The organism is Clostridium sp. MD294, assembly GCF_000364165.2.
GTDB lineage: Bacteria > Bacillota > Clostridia > Lachnospirales > Anaerotignaceae > Coprocola.
In genome coordinates, this window is the sequence record NZ_CP097810.1 from 1,110,320 (window position 1) to 1,126,376 (window position 16,057).

General features: G+C 29.9%; 17 protein-coding genes and 1 pseudogene. 10 read left to right on the forward strand and 8 right to left on the reverse strand.

Translation table 11 applies throughout. The features are described from left to right. Positions 1-24 precede the first annotated feature (24 nt). The 3 genes from C820_RS05420 (at position 25) to C820_RS05430 (ending at position 2,690) form a co-directional block, all read left to right on the forward strand. Positions 25-1,221: a CCA tRNA nucleotidyltransferase gene (locus C820_RS05420; protein WP_004037446.1), complete on the forward strand. Its 1,197-nt coding sequence runs from the start codon at positions 25-27 to the stop codon at positions 1,219-1,221. A gap of 99 nt (positions 1,222-1,320) precedes the next feature. Beyond that, positions 1,321-2,310, forward strand: coding sequence for a YutH/CotS family kinase-like spore coat protein (locus tag C820_RS05425; protein WP_004037444.1), 990 nt, complete (start codon positions 1,321-1,323; stop codon positions 2,308-2,310). 119 nt (positions 2,311-2,429) lie between these two features. Continuing rightward, a complete protein-coding gene (locus tag C820_RS05430; protein ID WP_004037442.1) occupies positions 2,430-2,690 on the forward strand; it encodes an HNH endonuclease in 261 nt (86 codons plus the stop codon). 66 nt (positions 2,691-2,756) lie between these two features. On the opposite strand, the gene C820_RS05435 is transcribed toward C820_RS05430, so the two are convergent. The 3 genes from C820_RS05435 to C820_RS05445 form a co-directional block, all read right to left on the reverse strand. Continuing rightward, the gene (locus C820_RS05435) at positions 2,757-3,731 is read right to left on the reverse strand and encodes a hypothetical protein (RefSeq protein ID WP_004037441.1); all 975 of its coding nucleotides are present in this window, start codon (positions 3,729-3,731) and stop codon (positions 2,757-2,759) included. A 192-nt stretch (positions 3,732-3,923) separates the two neighbouring features. Then, a complete protein-coding gene (gene argH, locus C820_RS05440) occupies positions 3,924-5,300 on the reverse strand; it encodes an argininosuccinate lyase (RefSeq protein WP_004037440.1) in 1,377 nt (458 codons plus the stop codon). Between the two features lie 96 nt (positions 5,301-5,396). Further along, a complete protein-coding gene (locus C820_RS05445) occupies positions 5,397-6,617 on the reverse strand; it encodes an argininosuccinate synthase (RefSeq protein ID WP_004037439.1) in 1,221 nt (406 codons plus the stop codon). Positions 6,618-6,946: 329 nt separating this feature from the next. Here C820_RS05445 and C820_RS05450 point away from each other — a divergent pair, with 329 nt between their 5' ends. From C820_RS05450 to C820_RS05470, 6 genes and pseudogenes are all read left to right on the forward strand, one after another. After that, a complete protein-coding gene (locus C820_RS05450; RefSeq protein WP_004037437.1) occupies positions 6,947-7,810 on the forward strand; it encodes a fumarylacetoacetate hydrolase family protein in 864 nt (287 codons plus the stop codon). A gap of 11 nt (positions 7,811-7,821) precedes the next feature. Beyond that, positions 7,822-8,976 (forward strand): annotated as a pseudogene (gene wecB / locus C820_RS05455) (non-hydrolyzing UDP-N-acetylglucosamine 2-epimerase); the annotation flags it as partial. Between the two features lie 39 nt (positions 8,977-9,015). Next, positions 9,016-9,831 carry an SHOCT-like domain-containing protein gene (locus C820_RS14645; protein WP_502799878.1) on the forward strand — a complete coding sequence of 272 codons (816 nt, stop codon included), beginning with the start codon at positions 9,016-9,018 and terminating at the stop codon, positions 9,829-9,831. A gap of 28 nt (positions 9,832-9,859) precedes the next feature. Then, positions 9,860-10,399, forward strand: a complete 540-nt coding sequence (gene lepB / locus C820_RS05460; protein WP_004037428.1) for a signal peptidase I — start codon at positions 9,860-9,862, stop codon at positions 10,397-10,399. A gap of 240 nt (positions 10,400-10,639) precedes the next feature. Then, positions 10,640-10,843 carry a DUF1858 domain-containing protein gene (locus C820_RS05465; protein WP_004037427.1) on the forward strand — a complete coding sequence of 68 codons (204 nt, stop codon included), beginning with the start codon at positions 10,640-10,642 and terminating at the stop codon, positions 10,841-10,843. Positions 10,844-10,919: 76 nt separating this feature from the next. Beyond that, positions 10,920-12,302 (forward strand): NAD(P)/FAD-dependent oxidoreductase, encoded by a 1,383-nt coding sequence (locus tag C820_RS05470; protein WP_004037425.1) that lies wholly within the window; start codon positions 10,920-10,922, stop codon positions 12,300-12,302. Positions 12,303-12,374: 72 nt separating this feature from the next. Here C820_RS05470 and C820_RS05475 read toward each other — a convergent pair whose 3' ends face one another. The 4 genes from C820_RS05475 to C820_RS05490 all read right to left on the reverse strand — a co-directional run bounded on the left by C820_RS05475 (position 12,375) and on the right by C820_RS05490 (position 15,122). Beyond that, the gene (locus C820_RS05475) at positions 12,375-12,527 is read right to left on the reverse strand and encodes a hypothetical protein (protein WP_004037423.1); all 153 of its coding nucleotides are present in this window, start codon (positions 12,525-12,527) and stop codon (positions 12,375-12,377) included. Positions 12,528-12,692: 165 nt separating this feature from the next. Then, on the reverse strand, positions 12,693-13,247 hold the full coding sequence (locus C820_RS05480; RefSeq protein WP_004037422.1) for a hypothetical protein: 555 nt from the start codon (positions 13,245-13,247) through the stop codon (positions 12,693-12,695). 312 nt (positions 13,248-13,559) lie between these two features. Continuing rightward, entirely contained in the window at positions 13,560-14,399 is an 840-nt protein-coding gene (locus C820_RS05485) for a 4Fe-4S binding protein (protein ID WP_004037420.1), read from the reverse strand. Between the two features lie 162 nt (positions 14,400-14,561). Next, positions 14,562-15,122 carry a flavodoxin family protein gene (locus C820_RS05490; RefSeq protein ID WP_004037418.1) on the reverse strand — a complete coding sequence of 187 codons (561 nt, stop codon included), beginning with the start codon at positions 15,120-15,122 and terminating at the stop codon, positions 14,562-14,564. Between the two features lie 103 nt (positions 15,123-15,225). Here C820_RS05490 and C820_RS05495 point away from each other — a divergent pair, with 103 nt between their 5' ends. Then, positions 15,226-15,573 (forward strand): winged helix-turn-helix transcriptional regulator, encoded by a 348-nt coding sequence (locus tag C820_RS05495; RefSeq protein ID WP_004037417.1) that lies wholly within the window; start codon positions 15,226-15,228, stop codon positions 15,571-15,573. A gap of 50 nt (positions 15,574-15,623) precedes the next feature. Here C820_RS05495 and C820_RS05500 read toward each other — a convergent pair whose 3' ends face one another. Next, positions 15,624-16,055: a hypothetical protein gene (locus C820_RS05500; protein WP_004037416.1), complete on the reverse strand. Its 432-nt coding sequence runs from the start codon at positions 16,053-16,055 to the stop codon at positions 15,624-15,626. Positions 16,056-16,057 lie beyond the last annotated feature (2 nt).

The following is a 16,057-nucleotide window of genomic DNA, read 5'->3' on the forward strand; positions in this document are numbered from 1 at the left end:
AATCATAAAAAAAGGAATGAAAATATGAATTTGAATATACCTAAAAAAATAGAAAAAATGTTACAAAAAATCAATTCTGCTGGATATGAGGCTTATATTGTAGGAGGGTGTGTAAGAGATTGTTTTTTAAAAAGACAACCACAAGATTGGGACATTACAACGTCAGCAGAACCAGAACAAATTAAAAAAATTTTTAATAGAACATATGATACTGGATTACAGCATGGTACAGTAACAGTATCATGGGAGGGAGAACATTATGAAGTAACAACATATCGTATAGAAGGAAAATATGATGACTGTAGACACCCTAATACTGTAATATTTACAAAAAATTTAAAAGAAGATTTACAAAGAAGGGATTTTACAATCAATGCAATTGCTTATCACCCACAACAAGGAATAAAAGATTATTTTTTAGGACAAAAGCATATAGAACAAAAAATAATAAAAGGAGTGGGAAATGCGGAAGAACGTTTTCAAGAAGATGCTTTAAGAATGTTAAGGGCATTACGTTTTTCTGCACAACTAGGATTTGAAATAGAACAATCAACCTATCAAGCATTACAGCAGAAAAAGGAATTAATAAAAAAAATTAGTGTAGAAAGAATACATGATGAATTAGAAAAAATGTTGTTGTCTGAATATTTAGAAAAAATAAATCTTTTATGGAAGTCTGGACTTTTGAATGAAATATCACCTATAGTATCAAATAATATGGAACAATATGGAGAAGAAATAATAAAACAAATGAAAAAAGCTCCTTTTGATAGAATAATAAGATGGACAATATTTTTACAATATGTAGAAATAAAGCAAGGAGAAACTTTTTTAAAATATTTAAAATTTGATAATTATACTATAAAAACAGTTGTAATGCTTTTAAAACATTTGAAAGATGATATTGCACTAGAAGAGTATGAATTAAGAAAAAAGGCAAATGAAATGACAGTAGAACAATTAAAAAGACTTCTTTTGATACATAACATACAACAAAAACAAAATATAGAACAGTTGCAACAATATTTTGATAAAATATTACAAAGAGGAGATTGTATTACATTAAAAACATTGGCTGTTACAGGAGAAGATTTGATAAAAGAAGGAATGAAGAAGGGAAAAGAAATAGGAGAGATGTTGTATTTTTTGTTAGATATAGTGCATAGAAATCCAGAAAAAAATACAAAAGAAATATTGTTATATTGTGCAAAAGAAAAATAAAAATAAGTTATATTCTAAAAGCTTGCTTCATATTATAAAAAGAGATATGGATACTATTTTTATAATAAGGAATAATAGCACTGTTGCGGGGGGAGAAAAATGGAATATAACTATGATAAAATATTATGGGAAGGATATGGATTACGTTTTTATGGCGGAAATAGAGTTCGTACAGGTTACCTCTGCAAAACAGATAAAGGATTGCTGGAGATACGTAAAAACATTTCTCATAAAAAACAAATATTGTTTGAATATGATATAAAAGAACATTTATATCAAAAAGGTTTTCACAATATCAATCGATTTGAAATCAGTCAACAAGGATTGCCCTACTATACATGGGAAGAAAATGATTATATAGTGGAGAAAGCAATAGAAACAGAAGCTTTTGAAGAAGAAGAAAAACAAACATTTATAATAGGAGCAAGAATACTAGCAAAATTACATAATGCAGCAAAGGGATTAAATAGTACATCAGGATATTTTACAATAAAAAATCGTTTAAAAATATATGAAAAAAGAAGAATTGAATTACTAAAGATAAAAAAGAGAATAGAAAAACAGGGAGGATATAGTGCATTAGATTTGCTTGTAAAACAAAATTATGATTACTATATGGAAAAAATAGAACAGGCAAATAAACTATTTTTAGAAGCAGAATATGAAAAAGAAGTAAAAAAAGTAGAACAACAGAAAACAATATGTCATAATGCTTTTAAAGGAGAAAATATTAGAAAAGATGGAAAAGGGAATGTGTTTATAACAGGATTTTCAAAATGTACTTATGATAATAATATGGTAGATTTAGCGATGTATTTTAAACGTTTTTTAAAAAAACAACAGTGGGATATAGAAACAGTAGAAAAAATGTTTTCTGAATATCATAGCGAAAATCCTTTATCATTACAAGATAAAAAAATGCTTTTAGCATTGTTTATATATCCTGAAAAATTTCTTTCATTGTGTAATGAATATTATAATAAAAGGCGTGTTTGTGTTTCACCTGCTATGTTAGAAAGAATGGAAGTATGTATTGCAGGTATAGAAAAAAATGAAAAAATGATAAAATGGCTTCAAACAATTTCATAATAAATAGGTATTGTAATAATTCGTCGATTTTATATTAAAAATTGGCGAATTTTGTTGTATGATGATTTCCTATGGAGTATAATGTTTCTTATAAATATATTGAGAAAAGAGGCATTTACATGGGATATAGAGAAATTTATTTTGATAAAAATAAATCCAATCATGGTTGGTATACTTGTGTTAGATGTGGCAAAAAACTTCGTAAATCTGATGTAGATATTGACCATATTATTCCTCAAAGTAGAGGAGGAAGTGATAATATTTTAAATTTGCAATGTATGTGTAAAACGTGTAATCGTTCTAAACAGAACAGTATGGGATTAGATACAGTAAAAGACTTAGGAAAAAATATTGTTAGAAATATATTTCGAAAAAAATAAAAAAAGAAAAGCCAAAAAGTAACTTTTGTGTAGTGCTTTTATGGCTTTTTTATATTAGAGTGTTTTTTAGTTTTGATTGATGTCGTCAAAATATAGTTTAAATGTTTTTTGTTGTTGATAATTCATAAAGCCAACAAAATAGCATAGTATTTTATTTTCTTTTATTTCTATTTTTTTAATATATTTCCATTTATCATATAGCTCTTCATCAACTGCATGAGAATAAGGCACAGCAGTTTTTATTATTCCTGATTGTATAAATTGTCCGTTTTGTTGTAAACTAACTTTTATAATGTCACTATCTTTATTGACATATACAAAATTATTTTCATCTAAAAAGGAAATGAGAGGACAATCTCTTATTCCACAAGAATCACTAATCCATACAAGAGAAGAAAATTCTCCAAGACATTCTCCGCTTGCAATACAGAATACTTTTACGATTGTACCTAATGCTCCCATTGCAATGGAGTCGTCATTAGGGCTAAAAGCGATAGATGCTAAATTTTTATACTTTGATTGTACATTGTTGTAGTCTTCATAAAAACATAGTTCCAAATTTAAAAGGTCAATGATAAAAATACTTCTAAAATACACTGGAGTAAATATTACTTCTAGTCCGCCAGCAGACTGAGGGTCATAATTCCCTCTAACACGAATAGCTACATAACGTCCCGTATTGCTAAAATCCACTTGTGTTAGTTCATCATAGTAGCAAAAGGTATCTATTTCTTTAAATGAATTATCTTCATAGTTAACACATGAAAACAGTCGAAAAAATTTTTCAATTCTTTTTTCTGAAAGAAGTATAAAATAAACATAGCCTATACCATATGTTGCAATAATATATTTTGAGTTAGGAGTTAAAAACACTTGTGGTACTAGCAACCATTCTGCACGCAAATATTGATAATGTTGTGGACTTTTAAATAAATTGATTTCAAATGATTTTTTGGGGTCTATTTTATTTTCTATATGAAGCATACCTAATTCTGTAAAGCTTGCTAACCACATTTCATTTTCTGCTTTAGTAGAACACATTTTATTTTCCTCCTATGACATATTGTTATTTAATTTGTGTGTATCAATTGTAACATAAAATGGTAAACAATACTAATTTTAAATTTGTAATAATGTAATAAAAAAATATGCAGTTTACAGAAAATATAAAAGTTATTTCTACACAAAAAATAAAAAAACCTTATACCTTTTTAAGGAATAAGGTTTTTTATATTATATTGTTTTGAAGTAGTTGTCATTGATAGAAATTAGTTTTTGAATATATTCTTTAGAAGGGCCACCTTCTACATTTCTAGCAGCAACACATTTTTCTACTTTAATGGCATCGTATACTGTTTCATTAAATACAGGAGAAATATTTTGGTATTCTTGTAATGATAAATCGTCTAAATTGGTGTTGTGATTGATGCAATAGAGTACAAGCTGACCAATAATAGCATGAGCATCTCTAAAAGGAACACCATTTTTAACAAGCCAGTCTGCAGCATCTGTAGCATTTGTAAAACCACCTTTTGTAGCAGCATACATATTTTGTTTATTTACTGTCATAGTATCTATCATAGCAGTAAATACAGGTAGACACATTTTAATAGTATCTACAGCAGAAAATACAGCTTCTTTGTCTTCTTGCATATCTTTGTTGTAGGCAAGAGGAAGTCCCTTCATTGTAGTCAAAAGTCCTATTAAATTGCCATAAACACGCCCAGTTTTACCTCTAATCAATTCTGCCATATCAGGATTTTTTTTCTGAGGCATAATGCTAGAGCCTGTAGAATAGGCATCGTCTAATTCAATAAAGCGAAATTCGTGACTGCTCCAAAGTATCACTTCCTCACAAAAACGGCTCAAGTGCATCATAATAATAGAAAGTGCAGAAGCCAACTCTATGCAAAAATCTCTATCACTTACACCGTCCATACTATTTAATGTAATACTATCAAAATCTAATTGTTCTGCTACAAAATTTCTGTCAAGAGGGTATGTTGTAGAAGCTAAAGCACCAGAACCAAGAGGCATACTGTTGGTACGTTTGTATGTGTCTGTTAGACGGTCATAATCTCTTTTGAACATTTCCACATAGGCAAGTATATGATGAGCGAATGTAATAGGCTGTGCTCTTTGTAAATGGGTATATCCTGGCATAATGGTATCAACATGGTCTGAAGCAATGCGATTTAATACCATCATAGTATTTTTTAAAAGAGATTGTATTTGTTTGATTTCTGTTTTGGCATACATACGAATATCTAAAGCAACTTGGTCATTACGGCTTCTGCCTGTATGAAGACGTTTTCCTACATCACCAATACGTTCAATCAATATTGTTTCAATATTCATATGAATATCTTCAGCTTTTTCATCAAATGTAATAGTACCAGCTTCAATATCATTTAATATTTCTTTTAATGTTTTTTGTATTAAATTAGCATCTTCATTTGATATAATGCTTTGTTTTCCTAACATAGCAGCGTGGGCAATGCTACCTGTAATATCTTCTTTGTAAAGACGTTGGTCAAAAGAAATAGAAGAATGAAAATGGTCTGTAAAACTGTCTGTAGATTTTGTAAATCTACCACCCCAAAGCTTCATAAAAAAACTCCTTTCTTTTTCTAAAATAAAAACCTTAAGGATATTAGCAAAACAACCTCAAGGTTTTTATGACACTTTATATTATTTTACAATTCATTATTTATTTTTGTTTGACTGCATCATCATAGCACGTACTTTTAAAGGCAAACCAAACAGATTGATAAATCCGTCAGCATCTTTGTGATTATATAATTCTCCTGTAGTAAAGCTAGCCATAGACTCGTTATAAAGAGAATAAGGAGAAGTAGAACCAGCAGGCATAATATTGCCTTTGTACAATTTTAATTTTACTTGTCCTGTTACAGTTTCATTTACACTATCAAAATATGCAGAAAGTGCTTCACGTAAAGGAGTAAACCATTCTCCACTATATACTAATTCTGCAAATTTGTTGCTGGCAATTTCATTAAATGCTTGTGTTTTTTTGTCTGTGCAAAGATATTCTAATTCTCTGTGAGCATAGTATAATATTGTACCACCTGGTGTTTCATATACACCACGGGATTTCATACCAACAACACGGTTTTCACAAATATCAGAGATACCAATACCATTTTTACCGCCAATTTCATTTAATTTTGTTAAAAGAGCTACAGGAGAAAGTTTTTCACCATTTACTGCTGTACAAATACCTTTTTCAAAATCAAGTGTAACATATTCTGGCTGGTCTGGTGCATCTTCAGGAGAAACGCCTAATTGTAAAATATGTTTGTAATTTGGTTCATTTGCAGGGTCTTCTAATTCTAAACCTTCATGACTTAAATGCCATATATTTCTATCACGACTGTAACTGTCATCTTTTTTTACAGGAACTTCCATACCTCTCTGCTCTAAATAAGCAATTTCGTCTTCACGACTGCTCATTTTCCATGTATCTAATCTCCAAGGAGCAATAATTTTTAATTCTGGGGCAAGTGCTTTTACAGTAAGCTCAAAACGTACTTGGTCATTGCCTTTTCCTGTTGCACCATGACAAATAGCAGTAGCACCTTCTTTTTTTGCAATTTCTACTAATCTTTTGGCAATAATAGGACGTGCCATAGAAGTACCTAAAAGATATTTGCCTTCATAAATTGCATTTGCTTTTACACAAGGGTAAATAGCATCTGTAATAAATTCTTCTGTAATATCTTCAATATAAAGTTTGCTAGCACCTGTTTTCAATGCTCTTTCTTCAAGACCTTCTGTTTCTTTACCTTGTCCTACATTACCGCAAACAGCAATGACTTCTGCATCGTTGTAATTTTCTTTTAACCAAGGAATGATAACAGTGGTATCAAGACCGCCAGAATAAGCCAGTACAATTTTTTCTTTCATAATAATAGTTCCTCCTCTATATTACAGTTTTGACTGTAAACATTTAACAAATTAATAGATTACTTTGGTTATTATACACAAGTCTTTTGAAATAATCAATGCTTTTTATTAATTTATTTGTATTTATTCGTAATTTGTGCATAATTATAAAAATAATAATAAAAATATTACTATTTTTGTGCGTTATTTGTTATATTTATAAATAAATTTAAAAAAATGTTTTATGCCAAAAAATGCCTTTCATTTTAGGAAAAGCTTTTCTAATTTCTATTTTTGTGCTAATATAGTGAAAGAACAATTTTGCATCAAAAAAGAAGGAGGTTCTGTTAGTGAAACTTTTTACATATGTATATGAAGGACAACAAAAAGTAGGCGTGATGGATAAACAAGGAAAAAATATCATACCATTAGCTGAAAAAGATATGCAAACATTAATAGAAAATTGGTCAGAACAAAAACGAAAAGAAATCGAAGTACTTTTAAAAACAGAAAAAGGTGTTGCTTTGGAACAAGTGCAGTTAAAGGCACCTATTCCTCACCCAAAACAAGATGTTATTTGTCTTGGCATAAATTACATGGCACACGCAGAAGAGTCTGCCAGATATAAAGAGGAAGCATTTGGAGGAGAACGTCCTAAAGCAATTTATTTTTCAAAAAGAGTAAATGAAGCTGTAGCAGATAAAGAGCCTATACAAGGGCATTTTGATATTGTAGAAAGTCTGGATTATGAAGTAGAGCTAGCTGTTGTAATAGGTAAAGATGCAAAAAATGTAGCAAAAAAAGATGTTTTTGATTATGTGTTTGGATATACTATATTAAATGATGTCAGTGCAAGAAATTTGCAAACTTCTCATAAACAATGGTATTTTGGTAAAAGCCTTGATGGATTTACACCAATAGGCCCATGTATTGTTACAAAAGAAGAATTTCAAAACCCTCCAGCACTTTCCATAAAATCTTATGTCAATGGAGAATTAAGACAAAATAGTACAACAGATTTATTAATATTTGGTATTGCCCATGTAGTAAGTGAACTTTCTCAAGGTATGACATTACAAGCGGGCACTATTATTGCTATGGGTACACCAGCAGGAGTAGGTATGGGATTTGTCCCTCCTAATTTCTTAAAAATAGGCGATGAAGTAAAATGTGAAATTGAAGGAATAGGCACATTAACAAATGTAGTAAAATAAGGAGAAATGCTATGGATAATATAAAAGTAATGAGTGTTTTTGGTACACGTCCAGAAGCGATTAAAATGGCACCTCTTATTAAAAAATTAGAGCAAACACAAGGAATAGAAAGTATTGTGTGTGTTACAGCACAGCATAGAGAAATGCTTGACCAAGTGCTTGAAATATTTGATTTACACCCACAATATGACTTGAATATTATGCAGCCAAGACAAACATTAGCAACCATTACTACAAAGGCATTAAATGGTTTAAGTGAAGTAATGCAGCAGGTAAAACCTGATTTAGTGTTAGTACATGGAGATACTACAACAACATTTTCGGGTGCTTTGGGAGCATATTATAATCAAATTAAAGTAGGTCATGTAGAGGCAGGATTGAGAACGTATGACAAATATCAGCCATTTCCAGAAGAAATTAACCGCTGTTTAACTAGCCAGTTAACAGATTTACATTTTGCTCCTACTGCTTTGGCAAAACAGCATCTTTTAAAAGAAAATATAAAACAAAGTGCTATATTTATAACAGGCAATACTGTAATAGATGTACTTCAAACAACTATAGAACAAAATTACCATTTTACAGTAGAAAAATTAAATCAAATTGATTTTGAAAATAAAAGAGTGATTGCTATTACAGCACATAGAAGGGAAAACATAGGACAACCACTTCAAAATATTTGTAGAGCAGTAAAAAGAATAGTAGAAGAACATGAAGATGTAGAAGTAGTTTATGCAGTGCATAAAAATCCAGCTGTTTCCGAAACAGTGCATACTATATTAGGCGGTCATTCTCGTATTCATTTGCTAGAGCCTTTAGATTTAAAAGATATGCATAATTTAATGAGTCGTAGTTATTTTGTTATGACAGATAGTGGAGGATTGCAAGAAGAAGTACCTTCTATGGGTAAACCCGTTTTAGTATTAAGAAATGTGACAGAACGCCCAGAAGGAATTGATGCAGGTACATTAAAACTAGCAGGCACACAGGAACAGACAATATATGACATGGCTTATACATTGCTGCATAATAAACAGGAATATGAAAAAATGGCAAAAGCAAAAAATCCTTTTGGAGATGGTAATGCTTCTGATAGAATTGTAAAAAGTATATTATACTATTTTGGAAAAACACAAAATAGACCACAGGATTATAGTATAGAAAAAGAGCCAGAAGTAGGAGGTTATGAAGTGAAAAAAGAAAGAATGTCTATATTAAATATGCTAGAAAAAGGAATTATTACAGCAGAAGAAGCAGAAAGGTTGCTTTTGGCATTAAATGGTACGCCTAAAATGACAGAAAGAGAAGGCGTTAGCGATGTGGTTAATCAGGCAATTAATAAAGCAGGAGGAGCAATAAATACTTTTGCCAAAGCACTAGGAAAGCAGGCTGAAAAATTAGAACCAAAAGTAAAAGATGTTGCAGAAAAAGTATCTGAAAAAGCATCTGTCATTGCAGATGATGCAAAAACATATGCAGAAAAACTACGTGAAAAAAGGGTAAAAGCAAAAGAAGAAAAACAGCAAGATATAGAGGATATAGATAACATAGACGATGCTGATTTTGAAGAAGAAATAGAAGTAATCAAATTAGAAGAAGAAAAAGAAGAAGAACAAAAAGAAAATAAAAAAGGTGTTGTAACAAAATTGTTTACAAATTTGACAGATACTGCAGGACAAATACAAGGTCATGTCAAAGAAAAAGCATCAGAAACAAAAGAATTTATAGAAAAAGTAAAAGAATTGCGACAAGACATGAAAAAAGAAAAAATGGAAGAAACACAATCAGAACAAACACAACAAATAGAAAAAGAACAAGTTGTAACAGAAGAAAATACACAACAAACACAACAAGAAATTGAAGCAAGTAATTATTTGAAAAAAGCGGATAAAGGTATAGAAAATGTGCAATCACAGTTACAACAGCTTGATGATATGGAAGCATTTTTAAAAAATGCTTTTGGAGAATATGAAGATTGGGAAGAAGAAGAAACACAGGAAGGAGAAAAGAAAGAAGAATAATGGTCTATCTTTTCTGTAAGGAGAAAATATGAAAATAGATAAAACAGAAATAGGAAAAGAGATTGTTAGCTGGGTAAAAACAATTATATTAGCATTGCTTTTAGCGGCGGGTATCAATACATTTATTATTGTCAATGCAGAAGTGCCTTCTGGTTCTATGGAAAATACTATTATGACAAATGACCGTATTGTAGCATTTCGCCTGTCTTATCTCTTTGGGGAACCTGATAGAGGAGATGTTATAGTGTTTCATTTTCCAGATGACCCTACAGGTAAAACATTGTATGTTAAGAGAATTATAGGATTGCCAGGAGAAAAATTAGAAATTAAAAAAGGTCGTGTTTATATCAATGGTAACAGACAACCTTTGGCAGAGCCTTATTTAAAAGAGAAAGCGATAGGTGATTTTGGCCCTTATGAAGTGCCAGAAGGCTGCTATTTTATGATGGGTGATAATAGAAATGACTCACAAGATGCAAGATTTTGGCAGAATACTTATGTAGAAAAAAGTGAAATATTAGGTAAAGTGATATTTCGCTATTATAAAGGTTTTAAATTGATAGAATAGTATACAAAAAAGTAGATTTAAAAATGATTTTTATTGATGTTTAGTATATATCTATTTAACAACTATTGAAGCACTGAAAAACTTTTCGTAAGTGAAAAAAAGTTTCATTTTCAAAATACTTATTTAGATATTTCTATAGAATAAAATATCTTTCTTTTTTGTGGTATATGATATATAATAAATAGAAAGAATAGTTTTGTAAATATTTATAATGTGATAGTTTTAAGGAGGAAATAAAAAATGGCAGAAGTAACAAAAGATACATTGATAGGCGAAGCGTTGATGATGGATAAGGGAATTGCAGCAATATTAATGCAAAATGGTATGCACTGTGTAGGCTGCCCTTCTTCTGCAGGAGAGTCATTAGCAGAAGCAAGTATGGTGCATGGTATGAATGCAGATAAATTAATTTCAGACATCAATACTTATTTAAAAGATAAATAATCAATAAAATAAAAAAGGGCATAGCAGTAAAATGTTATGTCTTTTTTGTTGTAATAGTATAAAGGAGGTTGTGCATATGGAATTAAAAAAACAATATGATGTAGCAATCATTGGTGGCGGTATTGGTGGCATTATGACAGCATACCGATTAACAGAAAAGAAACCAGAATTGAATGTAGTAATATTAGAAAAAGGTCATGCTATTGAAAAAAGAATTTGTCCTATTGTAGCAAAAAAAACAGATAAATGTATTAAATGTAAATCTTGTGCTATTATGGAAGGTATGGCAGGGGCAGGAGCGTTTTCTGATGGAAAATATGTTATTTCAACAGAATATGGCGGTTGGCTAACAGAATTTTTAGAACCTTCTGTAGTAATTGATTATATTGAGCAAGCAGATAGTATGCTTGTGGAGTTTGGTGCAACAACAGAACGTTTTCAACCTGATAATGAATTAAAGAAAATTTGTTTGCAACACGATTTGCATATGAGTCAAGCACAACTAAAACATTTGGGAACAGATAGTAATTTCGATACTATGAAAAAAATGATAGAAGCATTAAAACAAAAATGCGATATTGCAACAGATACATTTGCATCAAAAATAGATAAAAATACAAAAAAAATTACAACAGTATGTGAAGGAAAAGAAACGGTAATTACAGCAAATGTGATTGTATTTGCAGTAGGAAGGGCAGGAAGTCGTTTCTTTTCTAACTGGTGTGTAGAAAATAATATACCATTAAAAAATAATCAGGTAGATATTGGCGTGCGTGTAGAACTGCCCTCTATGATATGGGAACACTTTTCTAAAAAAATATATGAGCCTAAAATTTGGTATAGAAGTAAAAGATATGGTGACATTACAAGAATGTTTTGCTTTAATGAAAGAGGAAATGTTGTTACAGAAAATACAGATGGTGTTTTGACAGTAAATGGACATTCTTATAGAGATTTAGAAAGAAAAACAGAAAATTCTAATTTTGCATTGCTTTCTACCATTAAATTTACAGAACCTTTTAAAAATCCTATAGAATATGCAAGATATGTAGCAAGCCTTGCTAATTTGATTAGTGGAGGTAGTGTGTTAGTACAAAGACTAGGAGATTTGGAAAGAGGACGCCGTTCTGATGCTAAAAGAATAGCACAATCTACTACACGCCCTACTATGAATGCAGTAGCAGGAGATTTAAGCCTTTGTATACCAAAAAGACAGTTAGATAATATTATAGAAACACTTCATGCATTAGATGCTATAGCACCAGGTACAGCAAATTTTGATACATTGCTTTATGGTATTGAATGTAAATACTATTCTGCAAGACCAAACTCAAATGATTTTGAGTTAGAAGGTTGTAAAGATATTTATGCTGTGGGAGATGGAGCAGGATTTACACGCTCATTGTCACAAGCAGCAGCAAATGGATTGTATGTAGCAGATAAGTTATTGAAAAAGTAATAAATAAAATCCTCTTTTTGAATAAAAAGAGGATTTTTATATAAATTCAAAAATGTAATATTTTAAATACTATTATCTTATAATTTTATCAAGAACATAACCCTTAGCACCATCTACAGTTGTAGCATCAAGTCTTATAAGAGCTTCAAAAGTACTTGGATCTACCTGAACTGGTTGCACAAATGATAATAAGCAGCCTAAAGGATCTAAAGGTTTATGGTCCAATGCACCAGTTTCCTTTCCATATTGACCCCATGTCCATACAGTTAATTTAATATCTTACAATGAAACTGTAGGTGACTCGTTTAAAACAGTAACGAATATAAGTGAATTACTAATAAATTGAGTAGTACATTTTACTGGTACAATTGTTACTCCATTTGCTGCTCTTTATTTAACAGGAATTTCTATTGTAAATTCAACTGTATCTGACAAATTTGCTCTTTCCTCAGGAGTAGAGGGAGCATATATATCATTTGTAGAAACAGTGGTTGAATTTATTTTTGAGGATTTTTTTTTATAATTCATAATACGAGTACTGATAATTTGGTTTGTTTCAAAAGAAGAAAAATCGCAAACAATATATGAATAAGCATCTAATTGTAAGTGAATTAAAGCAATGAGTAAATTCCTCAATACCATAAGTTCACCAATACAGAGTTTATCATTATAATCTCTTATCACTTCTGCATAAAAAACTGCAAAAACGGCTTTAACATATTCTGGAGAAGATAAACCTTCTTTTATCATTTCAAATCCTGTTTTTAAATAGTATTGAAATTTTTCTTGAGGTAAATAGCTATGATATTCTTCTTCAATAGAGGAAATATCAAATGTTGAAAATCTTTCTCTTTTCATTATGACTCTTTCTATAATGTTGTACCAATATAACAATAAAGCATCATAACAACCATTTGGGAAAAACTGGTAAAGATAATTTGACATATATTGTATCGCCTCCTTTGACAAATAGTATAATAATTACAAAATGTAATGTATTGCAACATATTATAACAAATTATGACAAATATATCAACAACTAATAATATAAATAAAAAAAGTATGTATAAATTTTCCATACTTTTTTATTTTGGTTTAAGCACTGTATCTATTACAATAATAGCAAGTAAAAGTTTTAAATAAGTGTCATTTCTTGGCAATATCAAAGCAAAAAATGTAAGAAAAGGAACGATATAATGAATAAAAATATATATTTTTCATAGTTTCATACAATCTTCCCCAAAATACAAATATTTATTAGTATAAGGCACTTTTAGGGCATATTTTTGTACATTCCATACACAATATACATTCTGTACCATTTTTACGTTTTCTGGAATTGTCAGTCATATCAACATTCATAGGACAAACATTTTTACATTTACCACAGGAAACACATTTACTTTTATCACATTTGATACGGATTAAAGAAAAATAGGACATAGGTTTTAAAAATACTGTAATAGGACAAATATATTTACAAAAAGCACGATTGTCCTTTAGTTTAAAAGCTAATATTATTCCAATGATATAATACAGGGCATTTCCCATCAAAAATGCCCAAAACAAAATAGTTTCCATATTTTTTATTTTGAAAGCAAATAGTGTAGACACAAATACAAAAGACAGCAAAAAAGTAATATACTTTATGTAGCCCCATTTTTTTCTGGGCTGTTGAGGTGCTTTATAGGGAAGCAAATCCAATATCATTGCTGTCCAGCAGGCAAAACCACACCAACCTCGTCCAAATAGAATAGGGCCGAATATTTTTGCCACTGCGTAATGAATGGTTGCAGCTTCAAATACACCTGTAAAAAGATAATACCAAAATCCTTCTATTTGCATATTTTCGTTACAAAGTAGTCCCAAATAGATAAACATATAGCTTCCCACTAAAAACTGTGTTACTCTACGTGCATATTGATATTGAAGCTGAAATAAAATAAATCCTATTGCAATAGATGTGCCAATATAACTGAAATTAAATAAATAAAATATATTTTGCTTTGTAATATAAAGTGTAATTGCTATGGTTTCAAAAATTAGCCATATAAAAGCAGATAACATAAAATTTTTTATTTCTCTTAATTTTGTCATAATAATATTTCCTCGTAAACACTAAAAACAATAATTTTTATAAATTATAGCACAACAATAAAATAAATGTCAAAAATTGTTATTTGATTTTCATAGTATATCTATAAATATAAAAAGTAAAGTACAGAATTTTTCTATACTTTACTTTTTAAAATATTTTAATTATGAAATAGATTTTGCTAAATCTTCTGCTTGCTGAAGTTGTTCTGGTTTATTTAAAATATCACCTATTTCCATATTTCCGCCTGCATACACAATGCCTAAGTTTTTCCAACCTAAATGAGCTGTAAGCCCTTCATAAAATGCTCTGACAGGAGCAAAATTACTTTCTGTATTTCCTTCTGCTGCCATAAGTAATATACAGTCTTTTTTAGGATTTGCATAGTTAGGGTCTAATTCTGCTACTGCAAATAAACGATCAAAAGCACATTTTAATTGTCCTGAAATTCCCCAGTAATACATAGGAGAAGCAAGTACAACAACATCTGCTTTTTGATATATGGGATAAATTTGCAACATATCATCTTTTTGTACACAAGGATTTTCTGGATTTTTTCCGCCTTTACAACAGCCTAGACAAGCGTGAATATCCATTTTTTGTAAATCAAAACAAGTAACTTCATTTCCTGCTATTCGAGCACCTTTTGTAAAACTTTTAATTAATTGTTTGGTATTTCCGTTTTCTCTGGGGCTTCCATTTAATATTATAATTTTCTTTGCCATATGTAATACACCTCCAAATAATTATGATATAATAATATCATTCTATTATATAAAAATAAAGTACGCACATTTTTGTTAGATACTAACCTAAAGGAGAGTTAAAATGTTTAAAAATTATATTGAAAATTCAAATTTTGAAGATACTGGATTTAGCTATACATTATCACTTATTAGTGGTAAATATAAAATGGTAATATTGTATTGTTTAATGGAATTTCAAGTTGTAAGATATAATGAATTAAAGCGATATATTGGCACAATTTCGCATAAAACATTAAGTCATTGTTTAAAGGAATTAGAAAAAGATAAACTCATTATAAGAAAAGAATATCCTCAAATACCACCTAAAGTAGAGTATAGTTTGTCAGAAAAAGGTGTTTCTCTTATGAAAATATTAGACCAACTGTGTATTTGGGGAGAAAAAAATAAAAATAATTTGTCAATAGAATAAAAACAAAAAAGTATGGATAAATTTTCCATACTTTTTATTTTATGATGATATTAAATCACATTAGCAAGTGCCAATGTAATCAGTAGCCCTGTCATGCGTGTAGTACTGTCGAACTGTATAGGAGCAGTAGCTTGGTCTGCTCCCATAGCTTGAAGTGTTTGTTCTTTGTTTGCCAAAAGAGAGGAAACATCTTGCCCTACATTTTGTATAGACTGTAAAAAGAGTAAAGCTTGTATCATATTGTCCATTTGCTGTTTGCCGTTGTCGTTTGTAAAAGCTTTCATGGCACGTAATAATGTTACTTCTCTTGAAGGGTGTTCTATGACATCATTGTGTCTAGCGGAAGCAGTAGCGTGTAATTTTTGAATATATTTTTTTTGAAGTGTTTCACGCAATGTTGTAAAAATTTGAGAAAAATCATTTTCTAAACCGTTTTGATTTCCTAAAAGCTGACTTAATTCATAAATATCGTTATTTTCCATAG

Excerpts from the sequence above, each read along its gene's own strand:
- C820_RS05420 (WP_004037446.1), top strand. The coding sequence starts at position 25 with ATGAATTTGAATATACCTAAAAAAATAGAAAAAATGTTACAAAAAATC.
- C820_RS05425 (WP_004037444.1), top strand. The coding sequence starts at position 1,321 with ATGGAATATAACTATGATAAAATATTATGGGAAGGATATGGATTACGT.
- C820_RS05430 (WP_004037442.1), top strand. The coding sequence starts at position 2,430 with ATGGGATATAGAGAAATTTATTTTGATAAAAATAAATCCAATCATGGT.
- C820_RS05435 (WP_004037441.1), bottom strand. The coding sequence starts at position 3,731 with ATGTGTTCTACTAAAGCAGAAAATGAAATGTGGTTAGCAAGCTTTACA.
- argH (WP_004037440.1), bottom strand. The coding sequence starts at position 5,300 with ATGAAGCTTTGGGGTGGTAGATTTACAAAATCTACAGACAGTTTTACA.
- C820_RS05445 (WP_004037439.1), bottom strand. The coding sequence starts at position 6,617 with ATGAAAGAAAAAATTGTACTGGCTTATTCTGGCGGTCTTGATACCACT.
- C820_RS14645 (WP_502799878.1), top strand. The coding sequence starts at position 9,016 with ATGTCTATATTAAATATGCTAGAAAAAGGAATTATTACAGCAGAAGAA.
- lepB (WP_004037428.1), top strand. The coding sequence starts at position 9,860 with ATGAAAATAGATAAAACAGAAATAGGAAAAGAGATTGTTAGCTGGGTA.
- C820_RS05465 (WP_004037427.1), top strand. The coding sequence starts at position 10,640 with ATGGCAGAAGTAACAAAAGATACATTGATAGGCGAAGCGTTGATGATG.
- C820_RS05470 (WP_004037425.1), top strand. The coding sequence starts at position 10,920 with ATGGAATTAAAAAAACAATATGATGTAGCAATCATTGGTGGCGGTATT.
- C820_RS05480 (WP_004037422.1), bottom strand. The coding sequence starts at position 13,247 with ATGTCAAATTATCTTTACCAGTTTTTCCCAAATGGTTGTTATGATGCT.
- C820_RS05485 (WP_004037420.1), bottom strand. The coding sequence starts at position 14,399 with ATGACAAAATTAAGAGAAATAAAAAATTTTATGTTATCTGCTTTTATA.
- C820_RS05490 (WP_004037418.1), bottom strand. The coding sequence starts at position 15,122 with ATGGCAAAGAAAATTATAATATTAAATGGAAGCCCCAGAGAAAACGGA.
- C820_RS05495 (WP_004037417.1), top strand. The coding sequence starts at position 15,226 with ATGTTTAAAAATTATATTGAAAATTCAAATTTTGAAGATACTGGATTT.
- C820_RS05500 (WP_004037416.1), bottom strand. The coding sequence starts at position 16,055 with ATGGAAAATAACGATATTTATGAATTAAGTCAGCTTTTAGGAAATCAA.